Source organism: Aliiglaciecola lipolytica E3 (assembly GCF_000314975.1).
Taxonomy (GTDB): Bacteria; Pseudomonadota; Gammaproteobacteria; order Enterobacterales; family Alteromonadaceae; genus Aliiglaciecola; species Aliiglaciecola lipolytica.
Genome location: NZ_BAEN01000055.1, coordinates 25078 through 47858, shown reverse-complemented (window position 1 = coordinate 47858; position 22781 = coordinate 25078). Strand labels below are relative to the sequence as shown.

Sequence of the window (22781 nt, the reverse complement as noted above, 5' to 3'; positions counted from 1 at the left end):
TTTTTATAATTTTGTAATTAAAATAAGGTGAGGCTAGGCTCTTGGAGGGCAGAATATTGCTCTTTTAACGCCAATATTTGTTGTTCCCAATACTTAGCATCTGCGAACCAAGGAAATGCTTGAGGAAACGCCGGATCTTGCCAGCGCCGGGAAAGCCAAGCCATATAATGAACCATACGCATGGCGCGTAGAGGTTCGATTAAGGCTAACTGGCTAGTATCAAATTCGCAGAACTCTTCGTACGCTTCGACTAAGGTGTCCATTTGAATTCGCTGTTGATAAGAATCTCCAGATAACATCATCCATAGATCTTGGATGGCGGGCCCCATTCTACAATCGTCTAGATCAACGAAAGTCGGCCCATCTCGCCATAGAATATTGCCCGGGTGACAATCACCATGCAGCCTAATTGCTGAACTAGGTTTATAAAGTTGGCGGGTCAACTCAACAACCTGATCTAAGATCGTGAAAAATGCGGTATGCAAACTACTTGGAATCAATTCCGTTTTTTGCAACGTGGTTCTAGCATCTAGAAGGTGTTCCTGAACACAAAAAGTGGGTCTGTGCGAGAATGTTTTACCTTGGGAAACCTGATGGATACGACCTATAAAGCGTCCCATCCATTCGACCTGGTCCAAATTGTCGACTTCGAATTCTCTTCCACCCACTGACGGGAATATTGCAAAGTTAAAGCCCTGATAATTGTGTAACGATTTATCTTCAGTCCGCAACGGAGCGACCACAGGAATTTCGTGGTCGTTTAGCTCTTGGGCAAAATCATGTTCTTCCTGAATTTGTTCACAGCTCCACCGTTGGGGGCGATAAAACTTAGCCACATATCTGCGCTTATCGTCGCACACAAATTGGTAAACGCGGTTTTCATAACTGTTTAACGCTAATAATCCGGAATCGACTAAATATCCTTTAGATTCGATAGCGTCTAGAATTGTGTCTGGCCCTAATTGAGCAAAATCAAACGTTTGGGTTACGGAGTCATTCATCGATAAATAAACTTACTTGTTTCGCTCACCTGTACGGATTCCTCTATGTTGTCGATGGATGACACTTTAAATTTAAATTCGGTTACAGTTTCATTTAATGCATAAGGGTCAATGGCAATACTGATTGGTAAGTTCAACACTTCTCCGCCAGCAACCGTCACTTTATCCAATCCTATATATTTATTCCCTTCCAGACCGACAACTTCAATCTGATAGGTTTGTTGGTTTTGCGACTTGTTTAATACTTTTAAGGTGTACACATTTTCAATTAGGCCTTCATTGGTTTCGCGGTAAAGTGCATTTCTATCGCGGATAACGTCGACATCTAGTGGGATGCGGGTCATCATTTCCACCACTAGGAGTGATATCATGACTGTCAATACAAGCGCGTAACCTATAAGTTTTGGTCTAACAATTTTGGTTTTCCCGCCAGCAAGTTCATGTTCTGAGGTAAAACTGATCAGTCCTTTGGGATAATTCATTTTTTCCATCACCCCATTACAAGCATCCACGCAGGCTCCACAGTTAATGCATTCGTATTGCAAACCATTACGTATGTCTATGCCGGTAGGGCATACTTGAACACATAGGTTGCAGTCGATACAGTCACCAATCCCTTTTTGCTTTATCTCTTCGTAACTGGTTTTTCTAGACCGTGGACCTCGTTTTTCACCTCGAGTTGGGTTATACGCGACGGTGAAGGTATCTTTGTCGAACATAGCAGATTGGAATCTGGCATACGGACAAATATGAGTACACATGATTTCTCGCATCCAGCCTGCGTTGCCATAAGTACAAACAGTAAAAAAGATTACTGAAAACCCTGCCCAGAATCCCACATTAAAAGTAAAGAAATCGATAAATAGCTTGTCGATTGGAGTGAAGTAACCAACAAACGTTAATGACGTTAGTAAGGCAACCGTTACCCAGGCAAAATGTTTTAATGACTTTCGCCAAAATTTATCAAAGTCCATTTTACGCTGGTCTAATTTAATACGTTTATTTCTTGCCCCTTCAATTTGTTCTTCAAACCAAATATAAATAAATGTCCAAGTGGTTTGCGGGCACATAAAACCGCACCAAACACGACCTGCAAAGGTAGTGACGAAAAATAGCGCAAATGCACTGATGATTAGGATCCATGCCAACAAAGTTAAGTCTTGCGGCCAAAGTGTTAGGCCGAAAATATTGAAACGTTGAGCATCGATATCTAACAGTACGGCTTGGTTTGAGTTGTATTGAATCCAAGGAATGAGTGCAAAAACACCTAAGAAAATTAATCCAAAGAAGCGCCGAAAAGTTTCTAAAGTACCTTCTACTGCACGTACATAGATTCGGCTACGAGGAGTATATGCGTTTTCATGTTTGCTGGCATCGGGCTGGTGAACTTTTACTGCAGGTATTTCTTTGATGGGAATGCGTTCACTCATTCATTTATCCTTTACGGGACGATTAGAAATGACAATCGATTCGACATTTCTATAGGTTAGCTGATATTTTTTATATTATCGCACATACTCACTGTTAGTTGTTAATCTGGATCAATGAAATATCTGCTTTTTTTGAGCAGTGCCAGTTCAGCAACGAATATCTCAAATCCGCGCTAAATTTGCTTGTTTATTAAACGTATTATTTGCTACACGAATGTATATACACAGACAATGGCAAAGGCTTTTCCTAGAACTCGAATTAAATTAAGCTAATCGCTAGAATCAATCACTGACTTTTAAGTCTTTTTAGTTGTGCGGGTATGTTTAGGTATTTAATTGTTTTGGCGGAAATTGTGATATTGGTAACGACACTGCGTTCGTCGTTTGCTCAGTATTTGCTTTCTGACATCCAAAATAAATTAACCCAAATCATGACTGACATTTCCATGAAAATGGAACAGACGCAATTGGATGATGTGCGCTACTCTTTAGCTCCTTACACGGGGCAGATGCGTGAGTTTCAGCGTGATTACATTATGCAGATTACCGATAGTTCAGAAAACTTAGAAAACTTTCACGCTAAATATTGTATCAAGCGTGAAATAAATCCTTATGTAAATGGCTCCAACTTAGAATTAGTTTGCCACACCATTCGTAATTCCACACTGTTGGAAATTAAAAACGCGTCTTAAGCTGGAAATCACCTATTAACTTTGGTTTTCAATAGGAGGTTTAAATAACAAGCAAAAACACGCGCCGCCTAAATGAGCATTTTCAACCCAACATTCTCCTTCATGCCAATGCATTATGCGTTTAATTATCGCTAAACCCAGACCGGCACCACCACGTTTCCTATCGCGACTATTATCGGGTCTAAAAAACGGTTCGAAGATGCGCTTTTGATAGATTTCAGGTACCCCTAATCCATCATCTTCCAACTGCAATAATATGCCTCGTTTGCTTTTAGATACGCTAACGCGAATGGTTGATTCGGCATATCTATAGGCATTATTAAAAAGATTATCGATAACTCTTTCAATAAAGTGTTCATCTCCCAAAATGATATGATCCGGACCTCTAAACTCTAGCCTTAACGTTGAAGGCATACTTTTCTGTAAGTATTCGATTCGCTGTTTACATAAGGTCAGCAGTGGAATATCGGTAATATTTAGTTCTGGCTCTTGTACTTCCATACTGGTGTAACTCAGCATTTCCTGTACTAATTTCTCCAGTTCATCGATATCTTTATTCATTTCGGCCCAAGGACCAGATTGCTCAATATCATGGGCTGCAATCGCAAACTTCAACCGTGACAGGGGAGTTCTAAATTCATGGGCGACCGCGCCAGTCAGTTCTCTTTGCGTATTTAGCAGCTCACGCACTCGGTTGCCCAAGTCGTTAAGGGCAACGGCAATGGGGAATACCACCGATCTGGGTTCAACTTCGATAGCAGGAAATTCGCCGCTAGGGCCAATGCTGCTAGCCGCTTGTTTCAGTTGTTGTAAATCTCTCCACAGCGGCCATAGCCACAAGGCGATTAACCCAGCAAGCAAAAAGAAGAATAAGCCGCTGTAAATGACGTACTTACTGTCGCTTTCTATTTTATTTAACAGAGTAATTTCGAGCAGTTCAGAATCTGACGTTTGGAAATAGATTTGCGGGCCACTTTGATTATCAAATAAGACTATTGGTAATTTACGTCTTAGCTTATTCAACTCATCTGGATTCCATGTCATATCAGCCATGCTTAGTTGTCTAACAGCAAACAAATCCGAATCTAATTGGCTGGGTATTATGCCTTGCTGTTGGTGAACTAACGTGAGTGAACTGACTACCGCCCCTTCATTCTGATTAAGCAATTCATCAGAAAAGAATACGTGATTTAACAGCGCGCTCAGCAACACCAGAGATAGAGCAATAAATAAGTACAAACTCAAAAATAAGCGCGTCATTATGTGTCTTCGTTGTTACTCAAATTCCGGACTATTCCCACGCATCAGGCACAAAGAAAAATCCTTTTCCCCAAATTGTTTTAATACGATAGGGGTTTTGAGGGTTATCTCGTAACTTTTTACGTAGACGAGAAATACGCACATCAGCAGAACGGTCTAAACCGTCATACTCACGACCAATCAATTCACTGTATAGCGTTTCTCGTTCAACTAACTTAGATGGGTTAGTTGCTAATTTCCAAAGCATATCGAATTCATGGCTAGTAAGTTGGATAGGATCGTTTGCCAAAAAGACCTCTCTGGAATTTCGATTTATGCTCAATTCACCAAATTTAAGTTGATAAGACTGAATTTGGGTTTCGTTATTTTGCCCCTCACTACGTCTTAATAATGCATTTATTCTGGCCAGTAAGACCCTTGGTTCCACTGGCTTTATGACATAGTCATCAGCCCCCAGTTCTAATCCTAAAACCTGGTCAAAATCGGAACTTTTAGCCGTGACAAATAACAATGGCCCGGTAAATGATGTCCGCAATTTTTTGCATAACTCAAATCCATCTTCACCCGGTAACATAATATCCAGAATGATTATATCCGGCGCAAACTGGTTCATGGTCTGTTGCAAGTCTACCGAGTCATACAAACATTTCACGACAAAGTCTTGTTGATTCAGAAAGTTTGCCATTAACTCACTTAATCGCTTGTCGTCTTCAATTAGTAATATGCGTTTACTCAAAATAAACTCCAAGGTTGCCTAACCCGTCGTACCTGCTTGTTACTCGCTCTGGCTTTAATATCCATCTTGTGAGACAAAATGACATTGCCTTGAGCAGATTTTAGATACAAAACAGTGTCTTTGGTAAAACGAATTAACAGCGTAGTCTGTTGTGCTGAGCCTGACCAACAATTTAAACGCGTTTGATCTTGAAAATAGCAATATTTGCCGGGTTCTAAGCCATGAAAACTTAGGCTTAGTTCCATTTCACAAAGATCGCCTAGGTTTTCGACGATACACACTTTGGGTTGGACGCTCCAACTCGGTGTCTCCCCCCAAGCATTGGATAAACAGGTCATCACTCCTAGAGCGGCAATCGTCCAGTTAATCCATTTTTGTTTTAACGCGCGTCCAATTGTCAAAATCGACGCCCCAAACCAATAAATACATTGGTTACATTATTCTCTTCAACAATAGGACTATGCACCATTGAAGAGTGCAGTTTTCGGTAACTAAGATTTGTAATCCAATGCCAATCTGCATTTATTTTTTGCGTGTACAAAAGTGCAATGCCCGGTTGTAACCCAGCGGAAACTTGATAGTGATAATCTGTGTTTTCGGTGTCATGCTTATCGACGCCGTAGTAGTAGTTGGCTAAGTTGGCACTTTTCCAGACTAAACTTGGACGCAACATAAATCGCCACGTATCACCTGACCAAAAATATTGATAAGACAGTGTGGCTTTTTGTCCTTGGTGAACACCGCTTACATCTGTTTCTAACGAAAAACTAATTTCATAATTGGCATGGTAATAATGCACACGCGTACCAAAATTAATCGCCCAATTTCGGTCACTGATGTCGTTAACGGACAATGGTTCTTCAGCAGGAGATAAGTCGCCATCATCTGTTTCCGAGGTGGGTGGTTCAATAGCTGGAGAAGAAGGGAGTGCAGCTGGAACGGTAACGTTTCCCGGATGCCATAGTTCAAAGAAGGTCATTTCCCGGTCCAGCGTCAGGTAAGTCTCAACGCCAAAAGCATCTTTTTGCAACCATTTATAACCAATTTCACCGTTGTCGAAGTAAAACTCATCACCATACCAAGCAACATCAAACAGAATTACATTAGGGAAATTTTTACCGTCAACCAGTGGGTTAGAACGTGCGCCAATACCTATTGCTAAGCCAATATCCCATTGTCCTTTTTGGATGCAGTTATTTGTTGATTCGCAGCTAAAAACTGGCGTGACCCAGGTAACAACAAAAAAGAAGCTAATGTATGTTAGATATTGTTTTAACACCTCATTCTCTACCTTGAGATACCACATTAGACAGTGGCGAAAGTTAGTTCGATGATGAAAGATTAACAGACCTTTTGCAAACCTACATCTGAGGGTTACAAATATTCACAATTATTCTCAATTCGTAATAGATAGCACGGCTGCGAAACACTAAGCTTAATCTGTTCAATATTGTCGAACCGAAATCTAGGGTGACTGCTATGTACGGATATAAAGCTGTAATAATGTTGATGAGTTCTGCCGTTCTATTAGCCGCATGTGGGGGCGGAAGTAGTAACGACACCAAAGTTACGCAAAACAAACCACCGGAAGTCAATCAAGCGACAGGGTTCGCAGGTTCGTTAGTGCAAAATGCAGCAAAAACCGAGCGTTACATTCGAAATGGGATTTATGCTTCAGCATTGCCTCAAACCGATTCCGAACAAGGTGGTGTAGTTGCTAGCCCAAGCGCCGATAGTTTGAACTATTCAACTACTAACACAATAGAAAGTGGCGTAGATGAGGCTGACCGAGTTAAATACGATGGTGACACTTTCTATTTGGCGAATTACGCTATTTGGTCACAAGAGAAAAATAGTGCGTCCGTAAGAGTTTTAACCCGCAATGAAGATGACACTTTAACCAGCCTGCCAGATATCGAGTTGGCCAATGAATCAGACAACATTATCGGCATGTATCGTCATCAGAAGCATCTAGTGGCAGTCAGCACGCAAACCCAGATCTATCCAATCGGTGCAATTTCTATTCTGCCATGGGAGCCAAGTGAACCGAAATTTAGTCTGCAGTTTTTTGATGTGAGTAATCCAGCAGATGTAACCAGTGTTCAACACATTGAATTCGATGGTTCATTGTTATCAACTCGCCGTATTGGTGATGATCTTTATATCGCAAGTAGTTTTGTTCCATATCTAGAACAGCTTATTCCTTTACCCAGTAGTGACGCAGATAAACTGGCTAACTATCAATATGTTAGTAACACCGCATCAGACGAGCTAATGCCAAATATGTACTCCAATGGTCAAGCGACTGCGCTGAATGAGTTGGGAGAGTGTTATGTTCCGGAAGCTGCCACCGAGAATGATGGTTATGCACAAATATTAACAGTCACTAGAATCAATATTAATCAGCCTTCCGATATACAATCCATGTGCATGAGTGCACAGGCGTATATGCTTTATATGTCTTTGGATTCGATGTACCTCGCGAGTAATATTGAAGGCCGACAAACTGCTTTCCATAAAATCGGGCTAACTGATTTGAGTTATCAAGCGTCAGGCGTGGTTGATGGCGTTTTAGGTTGGCGGAGTGATCCATTATTCAAAGTTGACGAAAGTGAAGGTTATTTGCGCGTGGTAACTACCGACTATTCGAACTCACCATCTACCCATCATCTTTCAGTGTTAACCCAAAATGGTAATGAGCTTGAAACAGTTGCGACCCTGCCTAATCAAAATCAGTCGGAGTCCATAGGGAAGCCCGGCGAAGATGTATATGCAGTGAGGTTTATTGATGATCAAGCTTATATAGTAACATTTGAGACAATCGATCCGCTTTATGTCATAGATTTAACTGATAATACCGCCCCTTCTATAATGGGAAGTCTGGAAATCCCTGGTTTTTCGAGCTATCTACATCCCCTAGAAAACGGTTTGTTGTTGGGCATTGGACAACAAGTCTCAATGGAGGATATTCCTGATTCAGGCGACGTGTTTATCGCGCCACCGACAACCAGTGGTATGAAAATCAGTTTATTTGATATTCGAGATGCGCAGAATCCTGTTGAGTTGAAATCCATAGTCGTCTCAGATGCGTATACGCCAGTAGAGTTTAATTACAAAGCGCTAAGTGTCTTAGAAGAGGAGGGGCATTACCAATTTGCACTCCCAGTTGAGAGCTGGGGCTTGTCAGAGAGTGAAAATGGTACAGGTATTGACGAGTATGTATCACTAAATAGTCTAATGTTACTCGAAGTTGATAGCAATTCGCTAACCCCTGATTTGTTGTGGAGAGGGAATGTGGGCGCCCTTAATGCAAGCGATGATTACATATATGCAGGTGAAGATCGCAGTATTATTCATGCACAAAACGTGTATTACTTTCATGGTAATCAAGTTTGGCAAGCTTTATGGTCGAACCCAGCGAATGTGACCGGCCCTTTTTAGGCGTACTGTCTATAAAACAGTTTTGCGCCTTGTTGGGCCGTCACTCTAACGGCGGCCCTTTTTTATGCGGGGAACATTTATGCAGGTTTGCCGGTCTATATAAATAGTATGCTTTAAATCCTTTATATTGATATCGCAATTTAAGGATTCAGCTTATATTCATATATCAAGGCTACACTTATATGAAGTAGCTTGATTAAATTGAAACAAGGGGAAATACATGAAATGGTCATTAGTGTTAGCTGCTGCGGCTGCTGCCGTGGCTTCGAGCTTCAGTTATGCAAAAGCTGATGTTGAAATTACATGGGAAAATCCGAAAGAGTTTCGAGACGTTAGGCCCACGATACAGTCCCGTTCAAATTTTAGGGAACAGACTTTTAGTCATATTGAAGAATATGTAAATAAATTGGCTGAAGAATTACCAGACGGTCAAACTTTAAGTATCAATGTAACGGATTTAGATTTAGCGGGACAAGTATGGCCATCCTCATTCGTTGGTTTTAGCTCCGGCGGTGGTGATGTCAGAGTCGTCAAAGCCATTGATATACCAAGAATGACATTTTCTTATACATTGAAAGATGCTGCCGGTGTGGTTGTGCAATCAGCAGATGAAGTCAAATTAAAGGACATGAGCTTTATGGATCGTTCAAACTTTAGCTCAAGAAATGATCCATTGAGATATGAGAAAAAAATGATTGAAGACTGGTTTCAAGATGAATTTCCAGAATTAATCAGCAAAAATTAAAAAAAAAGACCGCCAAATGGCGGTTTTTTTCTGACCATTTGTTCAGGTTTGGAAGTTAAATAAGTCTTAAAAATCAACATGAAACAGTTATTTCATAAAAATCAAAGTGAAATAAACTTCCCCTTCTCTATAAAATTCTGCTATTCAGTTCGTTGAATTACTAACCTATTTCTGACAATATCGATGGCGTAAAAAGGTACAGTTTGTCATTAGAGTGTCACACTCTGACAATAACATCCGACCGGCAATCAAAAGGGCATAGCCCAAAAAAATAACAATTTATAAGCCAGTAAATGGCATTGAAAGTACTAAGGTTAGGAGAATCTATGAAAATCAAGTATCCAGCATTGCTGGCGCTTGTGTGTGCACCTCTCGCGCATGCAGACGTATTTATCAACGAATTCCATTATGACAATTCCAGTACCGATTCCGGCGAGGCAATAGAAATTGCTGGCACGGCCGGCACGGATTTGAGTGGCTGGAGTTTAGTTCTTTACAACGGAAGCAATGGTTCAGTTTACGATACGACTGCGCTAAGTGGCAGTATACCCGACCAGCAAAACGGTATGGGGACTGTATTTTTTAGCTATCCATCCAATGGAATCCAAAATGGTCCTGATGCAATCGCGTTAGTCGATGATAGCAATAGCGTAATTCAATTTATTAGTTACGAAGGGACCTTTTCAGCATCGGGTGGACCAGCGAATGGTATGACATCCGTCAACATTGGGGTGTCTGAAAGCGGTAGCACCAATGTTGGTGATTCTCTGCAATTATCGGGCACAGGCTCAGCGTATGCAGATTTTGCATGGCAAAGTGCAGCTGCAAATACATTTGGTGCGATTAATAATGACCAATCGTTTTCAGCAAATGATGGTGGCGGTGAAGACGGCGGCGGTGATGATAGCGGCAGTCTTGAAGGTGTTTGTTTTAACTGTCCTGATTTAGATAAAGTCGCTGATGCGTCTGAATTTGATGATGCGAGTTATTATGCAGCTGCGAAGACTGAAATTGATATGGGCTCTAGTAGTGCTATTATCAAATCAGCATTAAACGGAATTATTACTAATGATCATCGCGTACTCACCTATGATCAAGTCTGGACTGCACTAACCGAATCAGATGAAGATCCAGCAAATTCTGACAACGTCTTATTAATTTACAAAGGCATTTCATTGCCTAAATTATCAAATGGCAGCGGAGAACAAAGTACCGATCCAGATAACTGGAATCGTGAACATGTATGGCCAAACAGCCATGGTTTCCCAGATCGCCCGTTCGAAGCATATACTGATATTCACCACTTACGTCCTTCAGATATTTCTGTCAACGGCTCTCGTGGAAATCTTGATTTTGACAACAGCGATGCCCCTCTTGATGAAGCTCCTAGTAATCGAATTGATAGCGATTCATTTGAGCCGCGTGATGAGGTTAAAGGTGACGTTGCACGTATGATGTTCTACATGGACACTCGTTATGAAGGTTTAGGCGATGCTACCCCTGATTTGGTGCTTAGCAACGGTTTAACCAGTGCAGGTCAGCCACAACTTGGTAGACTTTGTCGTTTAATTGAATGGCACAACGCAGATCCTGTCGATGCTGCTGAGCAACAACGTCACGACACTATTTACGAATACCAAGGTAACCGTAATCCATTTGTCGATCATCCTGAATGGGTGTCCTTATTATTCACCGCAGAAGTCTGTGGAGATGATGATGGTGGAGAAGACGGTGGCGACGACGGTGAAGACAGCGGTAACGTAGGAGCGGTTGAAGCCAACGCGTTGCTAATCACTGAAATCATGCAAAATCCAGATACGATTTCTGATGCAAATGGGGAATGGTTTGAAGTACTAAATACCAGCACGCAAGTCATAAATCTAAATGGTTGGACTATCCGCGACAATGATTTCGACTCGTTTGTAGTAGACCAAGATGTATTTATAGGCGTTGGTGAATATGCAGTGTTGGGTAAAAACGCAGATACCAGTGTAAACGGTGGAATTACCCTAGCTTATGCTTACGGCGGTTCTATGGCCTTAGCAAACGGCTCTGACGAGTTAGTTTTGGTTGACCCAGACGGCAATATTGTTGATGAAATTACCTATGACGGTGGTCCAGACTTCCCTGATCCAACTGGCGCGTCTATGTACTTGGTCGACCTATATGGCGACAATAACGTGGGCAGCAAATGGGCGGCTGATACAACTAATTTCTATGATTCTAATAACTCAGGTACGCCAGGTACTGGTGATGCAAGCTTTAACTTAGTAATCACTGAGATCATGCAAAATCCAAGAGCGGTTGGCGATTCTGCTGGTGAATATGTAGAAATACTAAACACTGGTGTAATTGCAGCAAACCTCAATGGTTGGGTTTTCCGTGATAACGATTCAGAATCACATACTATCCAAGGGGACGTTTACGTGCCTGCAGGTACCTACGCTGTGTTAACAAATAACAGTGATAGTTCAAGCAACGGTGGTTTCGAAGCGCTTTATCAATATAGCGGTGTGTTTATTGCCAATGGCGCGGACGAAGTTGTATTACAGCGTCCAGATGGCACAATCGAAGATATCGTTGAGTATGACGGCGGTCCAACCTTCCCTGATCCAAATGGGGCGTCAATGACATTAATTTCAGCCAGCTTGGATAACAATGTTGGTGAGAACTGGGTTGAAGAAACAACAGCAACTTATGGCGACGGTGACTTTGGTACACCTGGTTCAGGTCCTGATGGAAAAACCTTTGGTGGTGGCGATGATGGCCCAGGTGACGTTGACCCAGAAATTGGCGTTTGTACCGACCCAGCTACGTTAATCAGCACTATTCAAGGTAATGACTTTGCTTCACTACTTGACGGACAAGAACATATCGTTGAAGCGGTTGTAACATCAACACTAACAGATTTTGGTGGCTTCTATTTACAAGAAGAAGACGCTGATGTTGACGCTGATCCGGCAACCTCTGAAGGTTTATATGTTAGCTATTTTGATGCTAATGCATTGCCTGCCCAAGGCACAGTAGTTCGCGTAATGGGTACAGTAGCTGAAAACTTCGGTCGTACTCAATTGAATGTGTCATCTGATTTGGTAGAGTGTGGAACTGACACAGTTTCTGCTACTACATTAGTATTGCCATTCTCGAGTGCACTAGAAGCTGAATCGTTGGAAAATATGTTAGTGGTTAACGAATCTCCGCTGACTGTAACCAATACCTATACACTGGCACGCTTTGGTGAGGTTGGTTTGTCTTTCGGTAGGTTGTTTAATCCAACCAATGTATATGCACCACTTTCTCCTGAAGCTGTTGATTTAGCAGCTCAAAATGCACTTAACTACATCATTATGGACGATGGCTTAGACGTGCAAAATCCAGAGACAGTGATTTACCCAACAGGTAATCTTTCTGCTGCGAATACTTTGCGCACCGGTGATACAGTGGTAAATATTAAAGGAGCTTTAGACTATAGCTTTAGTAATTTCCGTATTCATCCAATTGAAACACCTACAATCATCCACTCAAATGAGCGTGAGCCAGCACCAAGCATTACTCGCGGCAACCTGACGGTAGCAAGTTTAAATGTATTGAACTTGTTTAATGGAGACGGCCAAGGTGGCGGCTTCCCAACAGAGCGTGGCGCAGACTCATTGTTTGAATATGAACGTCAAATCGTTAAAACAGTTGAAGCAATATCTACCATGGATGCTGATATTGTTGGTTTGATGGAAATTGAAAACGACGGCTTTGGTGAGTTCAGTATGGTTGCTGAATTAACCAACCGATTGAATGAAGTGATGGGTGAAGGTACATACGACTTCGTAAGTTATTCATCTGAAATAGGTACTGATGCGATAGCGGTAGCCTTGTTGTATAAACCTGCCAGTGTGACCTTAGACGGTGACGTGAAAATCAACTTTGATAGTATTTTCAATCGTCCACCTGTTGCACAATCATTCACCACATTAAATGGTGCGGGTATCACAGTTGTAGTAAACCACTTTAAATCGAAAGGATGTGGAAGTGCTTCGGGTGATGATACAGACCAAGGAGATGGTCAAGGTTGTTACAATGCAAAACGTACTCAACAATCTTTATCTTTAGCCTCTTGGTTAGCTAGCGAAGAATCTTTATCGACTAAAGAAAATGTACTGATTATTGGTGATTTAAATGCATACGCTAAAGAAGATCCAATTGCAGCACTTGAAGGCCAAGGCTTTGTAAACTTAGTTGAAACATTCCAAGGTGCTGAGGCGTATTCATATACCTTTAGTGGAGAATTCGGTTATTTAGACCATGCATTAGCAAGTTCTAGTTTGGCTGCACAAGCAGTTGATACTATCGAATGGCACATTAACGCTGATGAACCTTTTGCACTTGACTATAATGTTGAGTTTAAATCAGATGCGCAAGTTAACGACTTTTATGCCTCCGATGTGTTTAGAGTGTCAGATCACGATCCTGTGATGATGAGCTTTGAGCTTGCATCACCTGCAGTTGAAGGTGATATCGATGGTGATATGGACGTTGACTATAATGACATGCGTGCACTGATGAACCTTATCAGAGCCGGTCAAGCCACGCTTGAAGAGCATGACTTTAATAACGATGGACTGCTAAACAGTGGTGACGTGTCTGCGCTTCGCAGCATGTGTTCACGAAGAGCTTGTTCAACTCGTTAAGAAAGCGGTAACAAATAAAAAACCGGTAAAACGTAAGTTTTACCGGTTTTTTTATTTTGAAGAGAGATTAAAGTTAATGTCTATTGGTAATCAAAGACATTGTCTGTTACCTCGACTATATCGTTTGCATCTTCCAATAAGTTAACTTTGTAGAGTTCTTTACGTGGCAAAATGCGTTTAATGTAAAAGTCACAGGTGGCTTTTTTACCTGATTGAACACTCGGGTTAGTACTTAGTGTGGCGCTATCGGCCATGCTCAACCAAAGCATTCCAAGTAAGCTATATGCACTATAATTCATATAATCATACGCAGCGCCGGCGACATTCACTGCAGACTGTTGTTTTAGTTGCAATGAAAGCTGATGCCAATCGTTTAAAATTGAGTGTGCCAATTTCTGCGAGCTTGCATCTGAAATAGCATTTACTAAGTTTGCAAATAGGCTATGGGTAGCTGCCAGCATGTCCCCATTGTCTCGTGACAACTTACGTCCCACTAAATCAGCTGCTTGGATTCCATTAGTACCTTCATAGAGTTGGGTGATCCGACTGTCGCGAATCAACTGTTCCATCCCCCATTCGCGAATAAATCCGTGCCCGCCATAAACTTGCACCCCTAACTGACTAACTTCTTGACCTACGTCGGTCATAAAGCCTTTGCTGATTGGGGTTAAAAATGCCAATACATTAGCAGCATCTTGTTTGGCTTTCTGATCCGTTGCGTTTTTCTCGATGTCCATCTGTGCAGCGTATAAAAAAGACAAGGCGCGGCATCCTTCGGTAAGCGATTTTTGGGTTAGCAACATTTTACGGACATCGGGATGAGCTATGATTGGGTCCGCTTTTCCATCGGGGTTCTGCACACCTTGAGGTGCTCTGGATTGCAGGCGTTCTCGCGCATAAGCTAGCGCACCTTGAAACGCGCTTTCGGCTATCCCCAACCCTTGTAAACCCACCTGAAAGCGAGCGTCATTCATCATAGTGAACATGCAGGCTAACCCTTGGTGCGGTGCGCCAACAAGAAAGCCTGTTGCCTGATCAAAATTCATCACACAAGTTGGACAGGCTTTAATTCCCATTTTCTTTTCTAAACTGCCAACAGATAGCGAGTTTTCGGCACCTAATTCACCGCTTTCCGTTACCAATATTTTTGGCACCAAAAACAAGCTAATTCCTTTTACGCCAGCGGGTGCGTCGGGTAATCTGGCTAATACGAGATGAAGAATATTGTCGGTCCAATCTTGATCGCCACCGGAGATAAATATTTTGTTTCCGGTGATGTGGTAACTGCCATCTTCTTGCGGTTCAGCTTTCGTCGACAGAAGACTTAAATCGGTACCTGCCTGCGGTTCAGTTAAGCACATTGTGCCTGTCCATTCACCGGAAATAAGTTTACGCAGGTATGTATCTTTTAGCGCTTGGCTGCCGTGCTTAGTCACGGCCAATACAGCACTTTCGGTCAACATACTGATTAATCGCCAACTGACATTCGCTGAACAAAGCATTTCTTGCACTGGTACCGCCATTGAATGGGGCAGATCTTGCCCATCATATTCTGGATCACCCAGCATGGCATTCCAGCCATTAGCAATGTATTCGTGATACGCGCTTGCGAATCCATCGGGGGTAGTAACTTTTCCGTTATCGAGTTTGCAGCTTTGCTCATCACCTTCACGATTAAGTGGTGCGATAGCCTGTTCAGCAAACTTTGCCCCTTGGCTAAGAATTTCGTTTACAAGTTCTTTGTCAAAGTCTTGCAAACCTATGTTGGCGTAGTGCTCTTCTAGTTTTAGCCAATCATGTAAAAGGAATTGCATATCGGTTAAAGGCGCTGTGTATTGCGGCATAAGTGTCCACCTAATTTGATTATGTAACTGTTCGGACCAGTTGAAAATTCAGTATACAGGTTGCGCGGCTAAATTTAAATTACCCTTATGGATAGTCAATTATAAAGAATAGTATTAATTGTCTTGTTTCGGCGTTTCTTCATACGCTGAATCTGCAACGCGATTGAACATTTCTCTAATTGCAGTCATTTGTTGCGGAAATCGCCATTGATTGGCTTCGGTTGCAAAAGGGTCAACTAATTGAATGGTGCTGACCTCCACTTGGGCCCAGTCAGGTACCGGAAATTCAGTCATATCTGCACTGAAATTACCGGCTAACTTACACTCGTAAAAGCGCATACCGTTTTGATTTGTACCTAGCCATTGTCCGACTTCTACATTAAATCCGGTTTCTTCCCATGTTTCTCTATGCGCGGTACATTTTGCAGATTCAACTGTATCTGAAGTCCCCCCAGGCAAGTCTAACTTTCCACTTAGTCTGTGTGTGGTGGTAACTAAGTTATCACCTAATCTAATTAAACAGGCTGCATTTGCAATTTGTTGCGGAAATTCAGACTCATCAACCCGACAAGCCGGGTCGCTTATCGTCGAATCAGTACAGGATGTAAGACAGAATGACGATATTGCTAGGTAGATGACAAATTTATTATTCACAATTAAAGGTACAATATTAAATAATCTTACTGTGAGCAGTTTACTACTATTAACGCCAAATAATAACTGCTTAGATTAACTCACTACAATATTCAGGAACTTTTCATGACTTTAAAGACAATGCTATCGCCATTGCTGATAGCCACGTTGGCCCTTGTCGGCTTACTTATTTTCTTAAATTATCCGGAATCAGCGGAGCAAAATGGGCCTAAAGGTAATGGAAAGGTAGCAACACCAGTAGTCTTTTTTGAAGTTCAGAAAACCGATTTTCCTGTCACAGTTGAAGCGTTAGGGACGGCAAGAGCAAATGAGGCGGTTTCTCTGACTCCATTGCAGTCTGATGTTATTCAGGAACTTTACTTTGATGATGGTGATGTGGTTGAAAAAGGCCAGTTGCTGATGCGAATGAACGACCGTGAGGAGCAAGCGAGATTAAACGAACTGAATATCAATCTGCAAGAAGCACAACGCCAGCTTACACGTATTGTGAACCTTGCCAAGAGTAGTGTTGCATCACAACAATTGTTGGATGAACAGCAGGCCAAAGTTAAAACCCTCAAAGCCCAAGTTGAAGTAGCCAATGCACAGCTATCGGAACTCATCTTAGAAGCGCCTTTTTCCGGTAAGTTAGGGATCCGAATGGTCAGCGTAGGGGCGTATGTTACGCCTAGTGATGTCATCACAACGTTGGATGACTTACGCAAAGTTAAAGTGGACTTCAATATCTCTGAAAGTCACTTACCATCACTGTCAATTGGCCAGCAAGTAAAAGCACTATCAGTGGCTTACCCAGATGAAGTTTTTAATGGCGAAATTCGCAGTGTGAACTCGCGCGTAGATGCGAATACTCGTTCAATTCAAGTTAGAGCGTTAATCGATAACCCAGATTTGAAGTTAAGACCGGGTATGTTGATGCAAATAAATCTACAAAAACGCGTATTACAGTCATTGGTGTTACCTGAAAAAGCCATTATTCCAAACGAAGATAAGCAATTTGTGTTTGTTGTTGAAGGCGAAAAGGCTAAGTTAACGCAAGTGGAAATAGGGTTGCGAAAGCCGGGGTTAGTACAAATTCTGTCAGGCTTAGAAGAAGGGCAAAGAGTCGTGGTTGAAGGGGCATTGCGCTTAGTTGATGGTTCTTCTGTTTCGCTATTAGAACAAGCGACTTTATAAGGGAATTGATATGTTGTTATCTGATATTTCCGTCAAGCGTCCGGTATTTGCATCAGTTGTAAACTTGCTATTGATCATATTTGGTATCGTGGCGGTCACCTTACTTTCGCTACGTGAATACCCTGATATTGATCCACCCATTGTATCTATCAATACAAATTATACAGGTGCTTCTGCATCTATCGTTGAAACCCGAATCACGCAATTACTGGAAGACCGAATTTCGGGTATTGAAGGAATAAAAAATATTACTTCTACGAGCCGCAACGGTCGCTCGGATATTAGTATTGAATTTGATTTATCCAGAGATATTGATGCTGCGTCTAATGATGTGAGAGAACGTGTTAGTCGAGCATTGAATAATCTACCTGACCAAGCTGATCCACCCGAAGTCTCTAAATCTGATTCCGATGAAGATGTGGTGGTTTGGTATAACTTACGCAGTGACAATTTATCGGTGATGGAATTAACCGACTATGCCGACCGCTTTTTAGTTGACCGCCTTTCAGTGGTCAATGGTATCGCTAGAGTGCGCTTGGGAGGTGCACGCACATACGCTATGAAAGTCTGGTTAGATCGCAATGCGATGGCGGCTCGTGATATCACGGTTGCTGATGTAGAGCGGGTTATTCGCTCGGAAAACGTTGAATTACCTGCTGGGGAAATAGAATCCACCGATAGAGATTTTGAGGTTCGCGTGGCCAGAAGCTTTCTCTCTCCGGAAGATTTTGCTGACCTAACCATTAAAGTAGGCGCTGGCGGCTATTTAATTAAACTGAAGGAAATTGGTAGCGTTGAATTAGCAGCCGAAGATGACGAATCCCAGTTTCGTGGAAATGGCGTCAATATGATTGGCTTAGGGATCGTTAAACAATCCAAAGCAAATACCCTAGAAGTGGCTAGAGAGGCGAAAAAAGCAATTCAGGAAATATCTGAAACCTTACCTGAAAACATATTTATAGTACCTAGCTATGATTCCTCAATCTTTATCGAGGAGTCCATTAAAGAAGTGTACAACACGCTCGGTATCGCTATGGCGTTAGTGGTTATTGTGATTTACATCTTTTTAGGCAGTATTCGCGCAACATTGATCCCCGCAGTTACTGTTCCTGTGTCTTTGGTTGCTGCATTCATCGTCATGTACGCCCTAGGTTTTTCAATTAACTTACTGACTTTATTAGCTATGGTACTGGCCATTGGTCTGGTGGTTGATGATGCCATAGTCGTTATTGAAAATATTTATCGCCGTTTAGAAATGGGAGAGCCTCCTCTTTTAGCCGCCTTTCGCGGAGCCAAAGAAGTAGGTTTTGCGGTTATTGCGACGACTTTAGTATTGATATCCGTATTTGTACCTTTGGTTTTCTTAGAAGGTAATATTGGCCGTTTATTTACCGAGTTTGCGTTAGCAATAGCCGCCGCTGTTGCGTTTTCAAGCTTCACTGCGCTTACTTTGTCACCAATGCTGTCGTCCAAATTATTAAAGAAAAGATCACGTAGTTCAGGATTCGGTAGGTGGATGGATAACACATTCAAAAAACTCGAAGGTTCGTACTACAACAGCTTAAAAAGCACCCTACATCAGCCAGTTATTGCAGTAATAATGTTAATTGCGGCAGTGGTAGCCTTGGTGCAGTTAAGCCAAAAAATTCCTAGCGAGTTTGTGCCTAAGGAAGATAGAGGCAATTTCTTTGTTTCTTTACAAGCAGCAGAAGGGGCGAGTTTTGAAAGTAACGCGGCCAATCTAAAAAAAGTAGAAGATTTGCTTTTACCCTATCTAGATAAAGGCGAAGTTGATAGAATTCTGGTGCGTACTCCCGGCTTCGGTGGCTCAGCAGGCATCGCGGTTGTTGGTATGGTGGCATTTAATGAACGCACCCGTTCAACTTTTGAAGTGATGGATGAGTTAAGTGCTAAGTTATCACAAGTTCCGGATGTACGAGCTTTTGCGATAATGCGCTCAGGAATTGCAGGTGGCGGAGTAGGGCGACCAGTGCAATTTGTGTTGCAAGGAGATACCTATGAAGACTTGGTTAAATGGCGCAACACATTATTGGAAAAAGCGTCCGAAAACCCTAAGTTGTTGCGATTAGATTCTGATTACAAGGAAACCTTACCTCAAATACTCATCAATATAGACCGCCAACGTGCAGCTGACTTAGGCGTTTCGATTTCTGAAATAGGTGGGACTTTAGAAACCATGTTAGGACAACGTCGGGTTTCTACCTATCTTGACCGCGGTCAAGAATACGACGTTATTCTCGAAGGTCGCGAAGCGGATTATCGAAGCCCACAAAGTATTGATAACCTTTATGTAAGATCTTCAACTACAAATCAATTAATACCTTTGGACAATCTACTTAGCTTTGAAGAACAGGCAACTTCGGCTCGGCTGAATCGTTACAATCGCATGCGAAGCGTGACTATTAGTGCCAACTTAGCCAGCGATTATACCGTAGGTGAAGCATTAGCATATTTGGAAGAAATTGTGGAAACTGAGTTGCCTGACCGTGTCTCTATTGATTACAAAGGTGAATCACAACTTTATAAAGAATCAGGTAACTCAGTTATTTTTGTATTCTTATTGGCATTGGCAATCACTTTCTTAGTGCTTGCAGCACAATTTGAAAGTTGGGTACATCCATTAGTGATTATGCTTACCGTTCCGCTGGCATTGTTAGGTGCATTTCTGGGGCTATATATTTCGGACTCGAGTATTAATATTTACAGCCAAATTGGACTAGTCATGTTGATTGGTTTAGCGGCTAAAAACGGTATCTTAATTGTGGAGTTTGCTAACCAATTACGTGACGCCGGTATGGAATTTGAGACTGCGCTTAAACGTGCTGCTACTCAACGTCTTCGTCCTATAGTGATGACAGGTTTCACCACTGTGTTTAGTTCACTGCCACTAGTAGTGGCAACAGGACCAGGCTCGGAAAGTCGAGCTGTGATAGGAATAGTCATATTTTATGGTGTGTTACTGTCAGCATTGATGACTTTATATATTGTGCCAATTGCATACTATTGGTTAGCTAGACACACTGGTTCGCCTCTTGAAATTACCCACAAACTCGAAGAGCTTGACGAAAAAATGCCCTATAAAAAAGGAGACGCAATTTAACCTTTATATAGTCTATTATTTAATTCGAGGTTAGACTTACTCAACAATGATGTTGTTTAAGGAATTAAATGTTTATACGGATATGCATATTCATTTTCTGCGGGTTCTGTTCAATGGCTGCGGCTGAACAGAATCCGTTTAATGATGCAAAAGCAGCAATTGAGTTTATATATGGAGATGAAATCCAGAATCGACTTTACGCTGAGATCGATTTAGATACTTTAGAACACGCTGCTGAAGTGCTAAACACCGCAATTGACCTGTATGACTATCCCACTGAAAATGATCTTATCCATCATCAGGCTCTAATACATTCCACTATAATACTCAACTTCGCCAGAATCGAAGTAGATCAAAGCGTTCACTTAGATCAACTAGAAGAAGCACTTGAAAAAGTAGATGCTTTACTCGAAAAGAATCCTAATATTACTGATTTTGGGAACTTGTTATTTGAATCTGGTCACATCGCACGATTTCTCCTAGATGATCCGCGATTGGGATATAAATATTGGCATTTGTGCGCTCAACAGGCACATGCAGGTTGCATGAATATCTTAGCTTTCAATTATTTTACCGGCGGCTATGGCATTCGGCAGGATATCGAAAAATCTTATTATTGGCATAATCAAACCTATTTAACTGGGATAAATTTTCACTGTGCAGGCGTTTATTCTGCTAGAAAAGCCAGAGGAATATTATTTCTATTTCCAGAGCTATCAGAGCGAAAACAGTGGCAAGATTGGACGCCAGAAATAATGAACTTGATTGAACAATTAGAAGAAGAATATAGCGATGATAACGCAAATATGTGTGGCAAAGGGCAAGTGTTATTACATACTTATTTATACGAATTATATGAGAATAACACAAGAAATTTAGCTTTATTAAAGCAGGCCAATGACATATTTATTGCAGCCGAACCTAATCATGAAGCTAGTGTTGAAGTCGCCGCTTTTAACCTGATTGGCAAGCCTGACTTTTTTGAAAAATCGCTTGGCTTGTTAGAATCTATTCAAGATCCTTTTACAAAATGTAATATTGGATTTAGCCATATACTTTATGCTCGAGCATTAAAGCAAACCCATCATGCTGATGCGATTTTTTCAATGATGTCAGCATTAGATTCAGAGGTTTGTAACGAAAGTCTTACCACTATCGAATATCTACGTACAAGAGGTACTTGGTAAGTAATGCAGATTTTATTTATCCACGGTATGGGACGTACCCCCATTTCTGCGACGCCAATGTTGTGGCGACTGCGAAAATACGGGCACTGCGTAGACGTTCTAGGATATTTCACCGGTACTGAAAATTTTGCCGATATCGTCAAACGAGTCAGCGATAAAATTACTGAGATGGCAGCTAAAGGAGAGTACGTTTTAGTTGGCCACTCTTTAGGTGGACTGATGCTCAGAGCTGCGCTGCAACAGTTACCTATTGAGATCAGTTTACCCAATCAGCTATTTTTACTTGGTTCACCCACTGTGTCACCTCGTATTGCTAAAAAGAGCCAACATGAATTGGGCTTTCAGTTAGTAACAGGGGACAGCGGACAATTATTAGCTAGCGATTCGCGTCTTGCAACGATCAGTATGCCATCTATTCCGGTAACCGCGATAGTTGGTACCCGTTCTTTTGCGCTCACCACAAAGTACTTCAAAGACGAAGAAAATGATGGAGTAGTGTCTGTCTCAGAATGCAGTCACGCAGGCATAGGTGAGGTCATTAAAGTGCCTGTGATACATACATTTTTACCCAGCAGTAGAAAAGTAAGCCGCATTATTTTAGATAAACTCAGCCAACCGTAATATGGGCTTCAGCCCTTGAGTTTAATTAGCTGCGATAAAGCCCAGCCTACATTACCTACAGTAGCATGGGCTTCAGCCCATGGGTTTATTGCTGAGATAAATCCCAGCCTACATTATCTTTGGTTTTAGCTCATGGGGTTAATATTGGAATTGCCCCATAAAAAAAGCCGCGATTAAGCGGCTTTCTAATGTTG

At 41.8% G+C, this 22781-nt stretch carries 16 protein-coding genes; 8 read left to right on the top strand and 8 right to left on the bottom strand.

The window, feature by feature from the left end; translation table 11 throughout:
- Positions 1-17 precede the first annotated feature (17 nt).
- Both GLIP_RS13585 and ccoG read right to left on the bottom strand, forming a co-directional pair.
- Positions 18-1001, bottom strand: a complete 984-nt coding sequence (locus GLIP_RS13585; protein WP_008845220.1) for a serine/threonine protein kinase — start codon at positions 999-1001, stop codon at positions 18-20.
- Complete coding sequence (gene ccoG / locus GLIP_RS13580; RefSeq protein WP_008845219.1) at positions 998-2431, bottom strand: cytochrome c oxidase accessory protein CcoG; 1434 nt, start codon at positions 2429-2431, stop codon at positions 998-1000. The genes GLIP_RS13585 and ccoG overlap by 4 nt, the downstream gene beginning before the upstream one ends.
- A gap of 320 nt (positions 2432-2751) precedes the next feature.
- Between ccoG and GLIP_RS13575 the strand changes: the two genes are divergently transcribed.
- Positions 2752-3123 (top strand): hypothetical protein, encoded by a 372-nt coding sequence (locus GLIP_RS13575; protein WP_153886343.1) that lies wholly within the window; start codon positions 2752-2754, stop codon positions 3121-3123.
- 15 nt (positions 3124-3138) lie between these two features.
- Here GLIP_RS13575 and GLIP_RS13570 read toward each other — a convergent pair whose 3' ends face one another.
- From GLIP_RS13570 to GLIP_RS13555, 4 genes are read right to left on the bottom strand one after another with little or no spacing between them, the layout of a single operon-like run.
- Positions 3139-4383: an ATP-binding protein gene (locus tag GLIP_RS13570; protein WP_008845217.1), complete on the bottom strand. Its 1245-nt coding sequence runs from the start codon at positions 4381-4383 to the stop codon at positions 3139-3141.
- A 31-nt stretch (positions 4384-4414) separates the two neighbouring features.
- Positions 4415-5119, bottom strand: coding sequence for a response regulator (locus GLIP_RS13565; RefSeq protein ID WP_008845216.1), 705 nt, complete (start codon positions 5117-5119; stop codon positions 4415-4417).
- Positions 5116-5520: a DUF3019 domain-containing protein gene (locus tag GLIP_RS13560; protein WP_008845215.1), complete on the bottom strand. Its 405-nt coding sequence runs from the start codon at positions 5518-5520 to the stop codon at positions 5116-5118. The genes GLIP_RS13565 and GLIP_RS13560 overlap by 4 nt, the downstream gene beginning before the upstream one ends.
- Positions 5517-6398: a MipA/OmpV family protein gene (locus tag GLIP_RS13555; RefSeq protein ID WP_008845214.1), complete on the bottom strand. Its 882-nt coding sequence runs from the start codon at positions 6396-6398 to the stop codon at positions 5517-5519. The genes GLIP_RS13560 and GLIP_RS13555 overlap by 4 nt, the downstream gene beginning before the upstream one ends.
- Positions 6399-6598: 200 nt before the next feature.
- Between GLIP_RS13555 and GLIP_RS13550 the strand changes: the two genes are divergently transcribed.
- The 3 genes from GLIP_RS13550 (at position 6599) to GLIP_RS13540 (ending at position 13987) form a co-directional block, all read left to right on the top strand.
- Positions 6599-8560 carry a beta-propeller domain-containing protein gene (locus tag GLIP_RS13550; protein WP_008845213.1) on the top strand — a complete coding sequence of 654 codons (1962 nt, stop codon included), beginning with the start codon at positions 6599-6601 and terminating at the stop codon, positions 8558-8560.
- A gap of 220 nt (positions 8561-8780) precedes the next feature.
- The gene (locus GLIP_RS13545) at positions 8781-9305 is read left to right on the top strand and encodes a DUF3016 domain-containing protein (RefSeq protein WP_008845212.1); all 525 of its coding nucleotides are present in this window, start codon (positions 8781-8783) and stop codon (positions 9303-9305) included.
- Between the two features lie 326 nt (positions 9306-9631).
- A complete protein-coding gene (locus GLIP_RS13540; RefSeq protein ID WP_008845211.1) occupies positions 9632-13987 on the top strand; it encodes an ExeM/NucH family extracellular endonuclease in 4356 nt (1451 codons plus the stop codon).
- A gap of 80 nt (positions 13988-14067) precedes the next feature.
- On the opposite strand, the gene GLIP_RS13535 is transcribed toward GLIP_RS13540, so the two are convergent.
- Together GLIP_RS13535 and GLIP_RS21950 are read right to left on the bottom strand one after the other, a co-directional pair.
- Positions 14068-15831 (bottom strand): acyl-CoA dehydrogenase family protein, encoded by a 1764-nt coding sequence (locus GLIP_RS13535; protein WP_008845210.1) that lies wholly within the window; start codon positions 15829-15831, stop codon positions 14068-14070.
- A 114-nt stretch (positions 15832-15945) separates the two neighbouring features.
- Entirely contained in the window at positions 15946-16485 is a 540-nt protein-coding gene (locus tag GLIP_RS21950; protein ID WP_161602055.1) for an NUDIX domain-containing protein, read from the bottom strand.
- Positions 16486-16590: 105 nt separating this feature from the next.
- Between GLIP_RS21950 and GLIP_RS13525 the strand changes: the two genes are divergently transcribed.
- From GLIP_RS13525 to GLIP_RS13510, 4 genes are all read left to right on the top strand, one after another.
- The gene (locus GLIP_RS13525) at positions 16591-17658 is read left to right on the top strand and encodes an efflux RND transporter periplasmic adaptor subunit (RefSeq protein ID WP_008845207.1); all 1068 of its coding nucleotides are present in this window, start codon (positions 16591-16593) and stop codon (positions 17656-17658) included.
- A 10-nt stretch (positions 17659-17668) separates the two neighbouring features.
- On the top strand, positions 17669-20779 hold the full coding sequence (locus GLIP_RS13520) for an efflux RND transporter permease subunit (protein ID WP_008845206.1): 3111 nt from the start codon (positions 17669-17671) through the stop codon (positions 20777-20779).
- 113 nt (positions 20780-20892) lie between these two features.
- Positions 20893-21966: a hypothetical protein gene (locus GLIP_RS13515; protein WP_008845205.1), complete on the top strand. Its 1074-nt coding sequence runs from the start codon at positions 20893-20895 to the stop codon at positions 21964-21966.
- Positions 21967-21969: 3 nt separating this feature from the next.
- On the top strand, positions 21970-22587 hold the full coding sequence (locus GLIP_RS13510) for an alpha/beta hydrolase (protein WP_008845204.1): 618 nt from the start codon (positions 21970-21972) through the stop codon (positions 22585-22587).
- Positions 22588-22781 lie beyond the last annotated feature (194 nt).

Coding starts and splice junctions, on each gene's coding strand:
- GLIP_RS13550 (WP_008845213.1), top strand. CDS start 6,599: ATGTACGGATATAAAGCTGTAATAATGTTGATGAGTTCTGCCGTTCTA.
- GLIP_RS13525 (WP_008845207.1), top strand. CDS start 16,591: ATGACTTTAAAGACAATGCTATCGCCATTGCTGATAGCCACGTTGGCC.
- GLIP_RS13570 (WP_008845217.1), bottom strand. CDS start 4,383: ATGACGCGCTTATTTTTGAGTTTGTACTTATTTATTGCTCTATCTCTG.
- GLIP_RS13545 (WP_008845212.1), top strand. CDS start 8,781: ATGAAATGGTCATTAGTGTTAGCTGCTGCGGCTGCTGCCGTGGCTTCG.
- GLIP_RS13540 (WP_008845211.1), top strand. CDS start 9,632: ATGAAAATCAAGTATCCAGCATTGCTGGCGCTTGTGTGTGCACCTCTC.
- GLIP_RS13575 (WP_153886343.1), top strand. CDS start 2,752: ATGTTTAGGTATTTAATTGTTTTGGCGGAAATTGTGATATTGGTAACG.
- GLIP_RS13515 (WP_008845205.1), top strand. CDS start 20,893: ATGGCTGCGGCTGAACAGAATCCGTTTAATGATGCAAAAGCAGCAATT.
- GLIP_RS13520 (WP_008845206.1), top strand. CDS start 17,669: ATGTTGTTATCTGATATTTCCGTCAAGCGTCCGGTATTTGCATCAGTT.
- GLIP_RS13585 (WP_008845220.1), bottom strand. CDS start 1,001: ATGAATGACTCCGTAACCCAAACGTTTGATTTTGCTCAATTAGGGCCA.
- GLIP_RS13535 (WP_008845210.1), bottom strand. CDS start 15,831: ATGCCGCAATACACAGCGCCTTTAACCGATATGCAATTCCTTTTACAT.
- GLIP_RS13510 (WP_008845204.1), top strand. CDS start 21,970: ATGCAGATTTTATTTATCCACGGTATGGGACGTACCCCCATTTCTGCG.
- ccoG (WP_008845219.1), bottom strand. CDS start 2,431: ATGAGTGAACGCATTCCCATCAAAGAAATACCTGCAGTAAAAGTTCAC.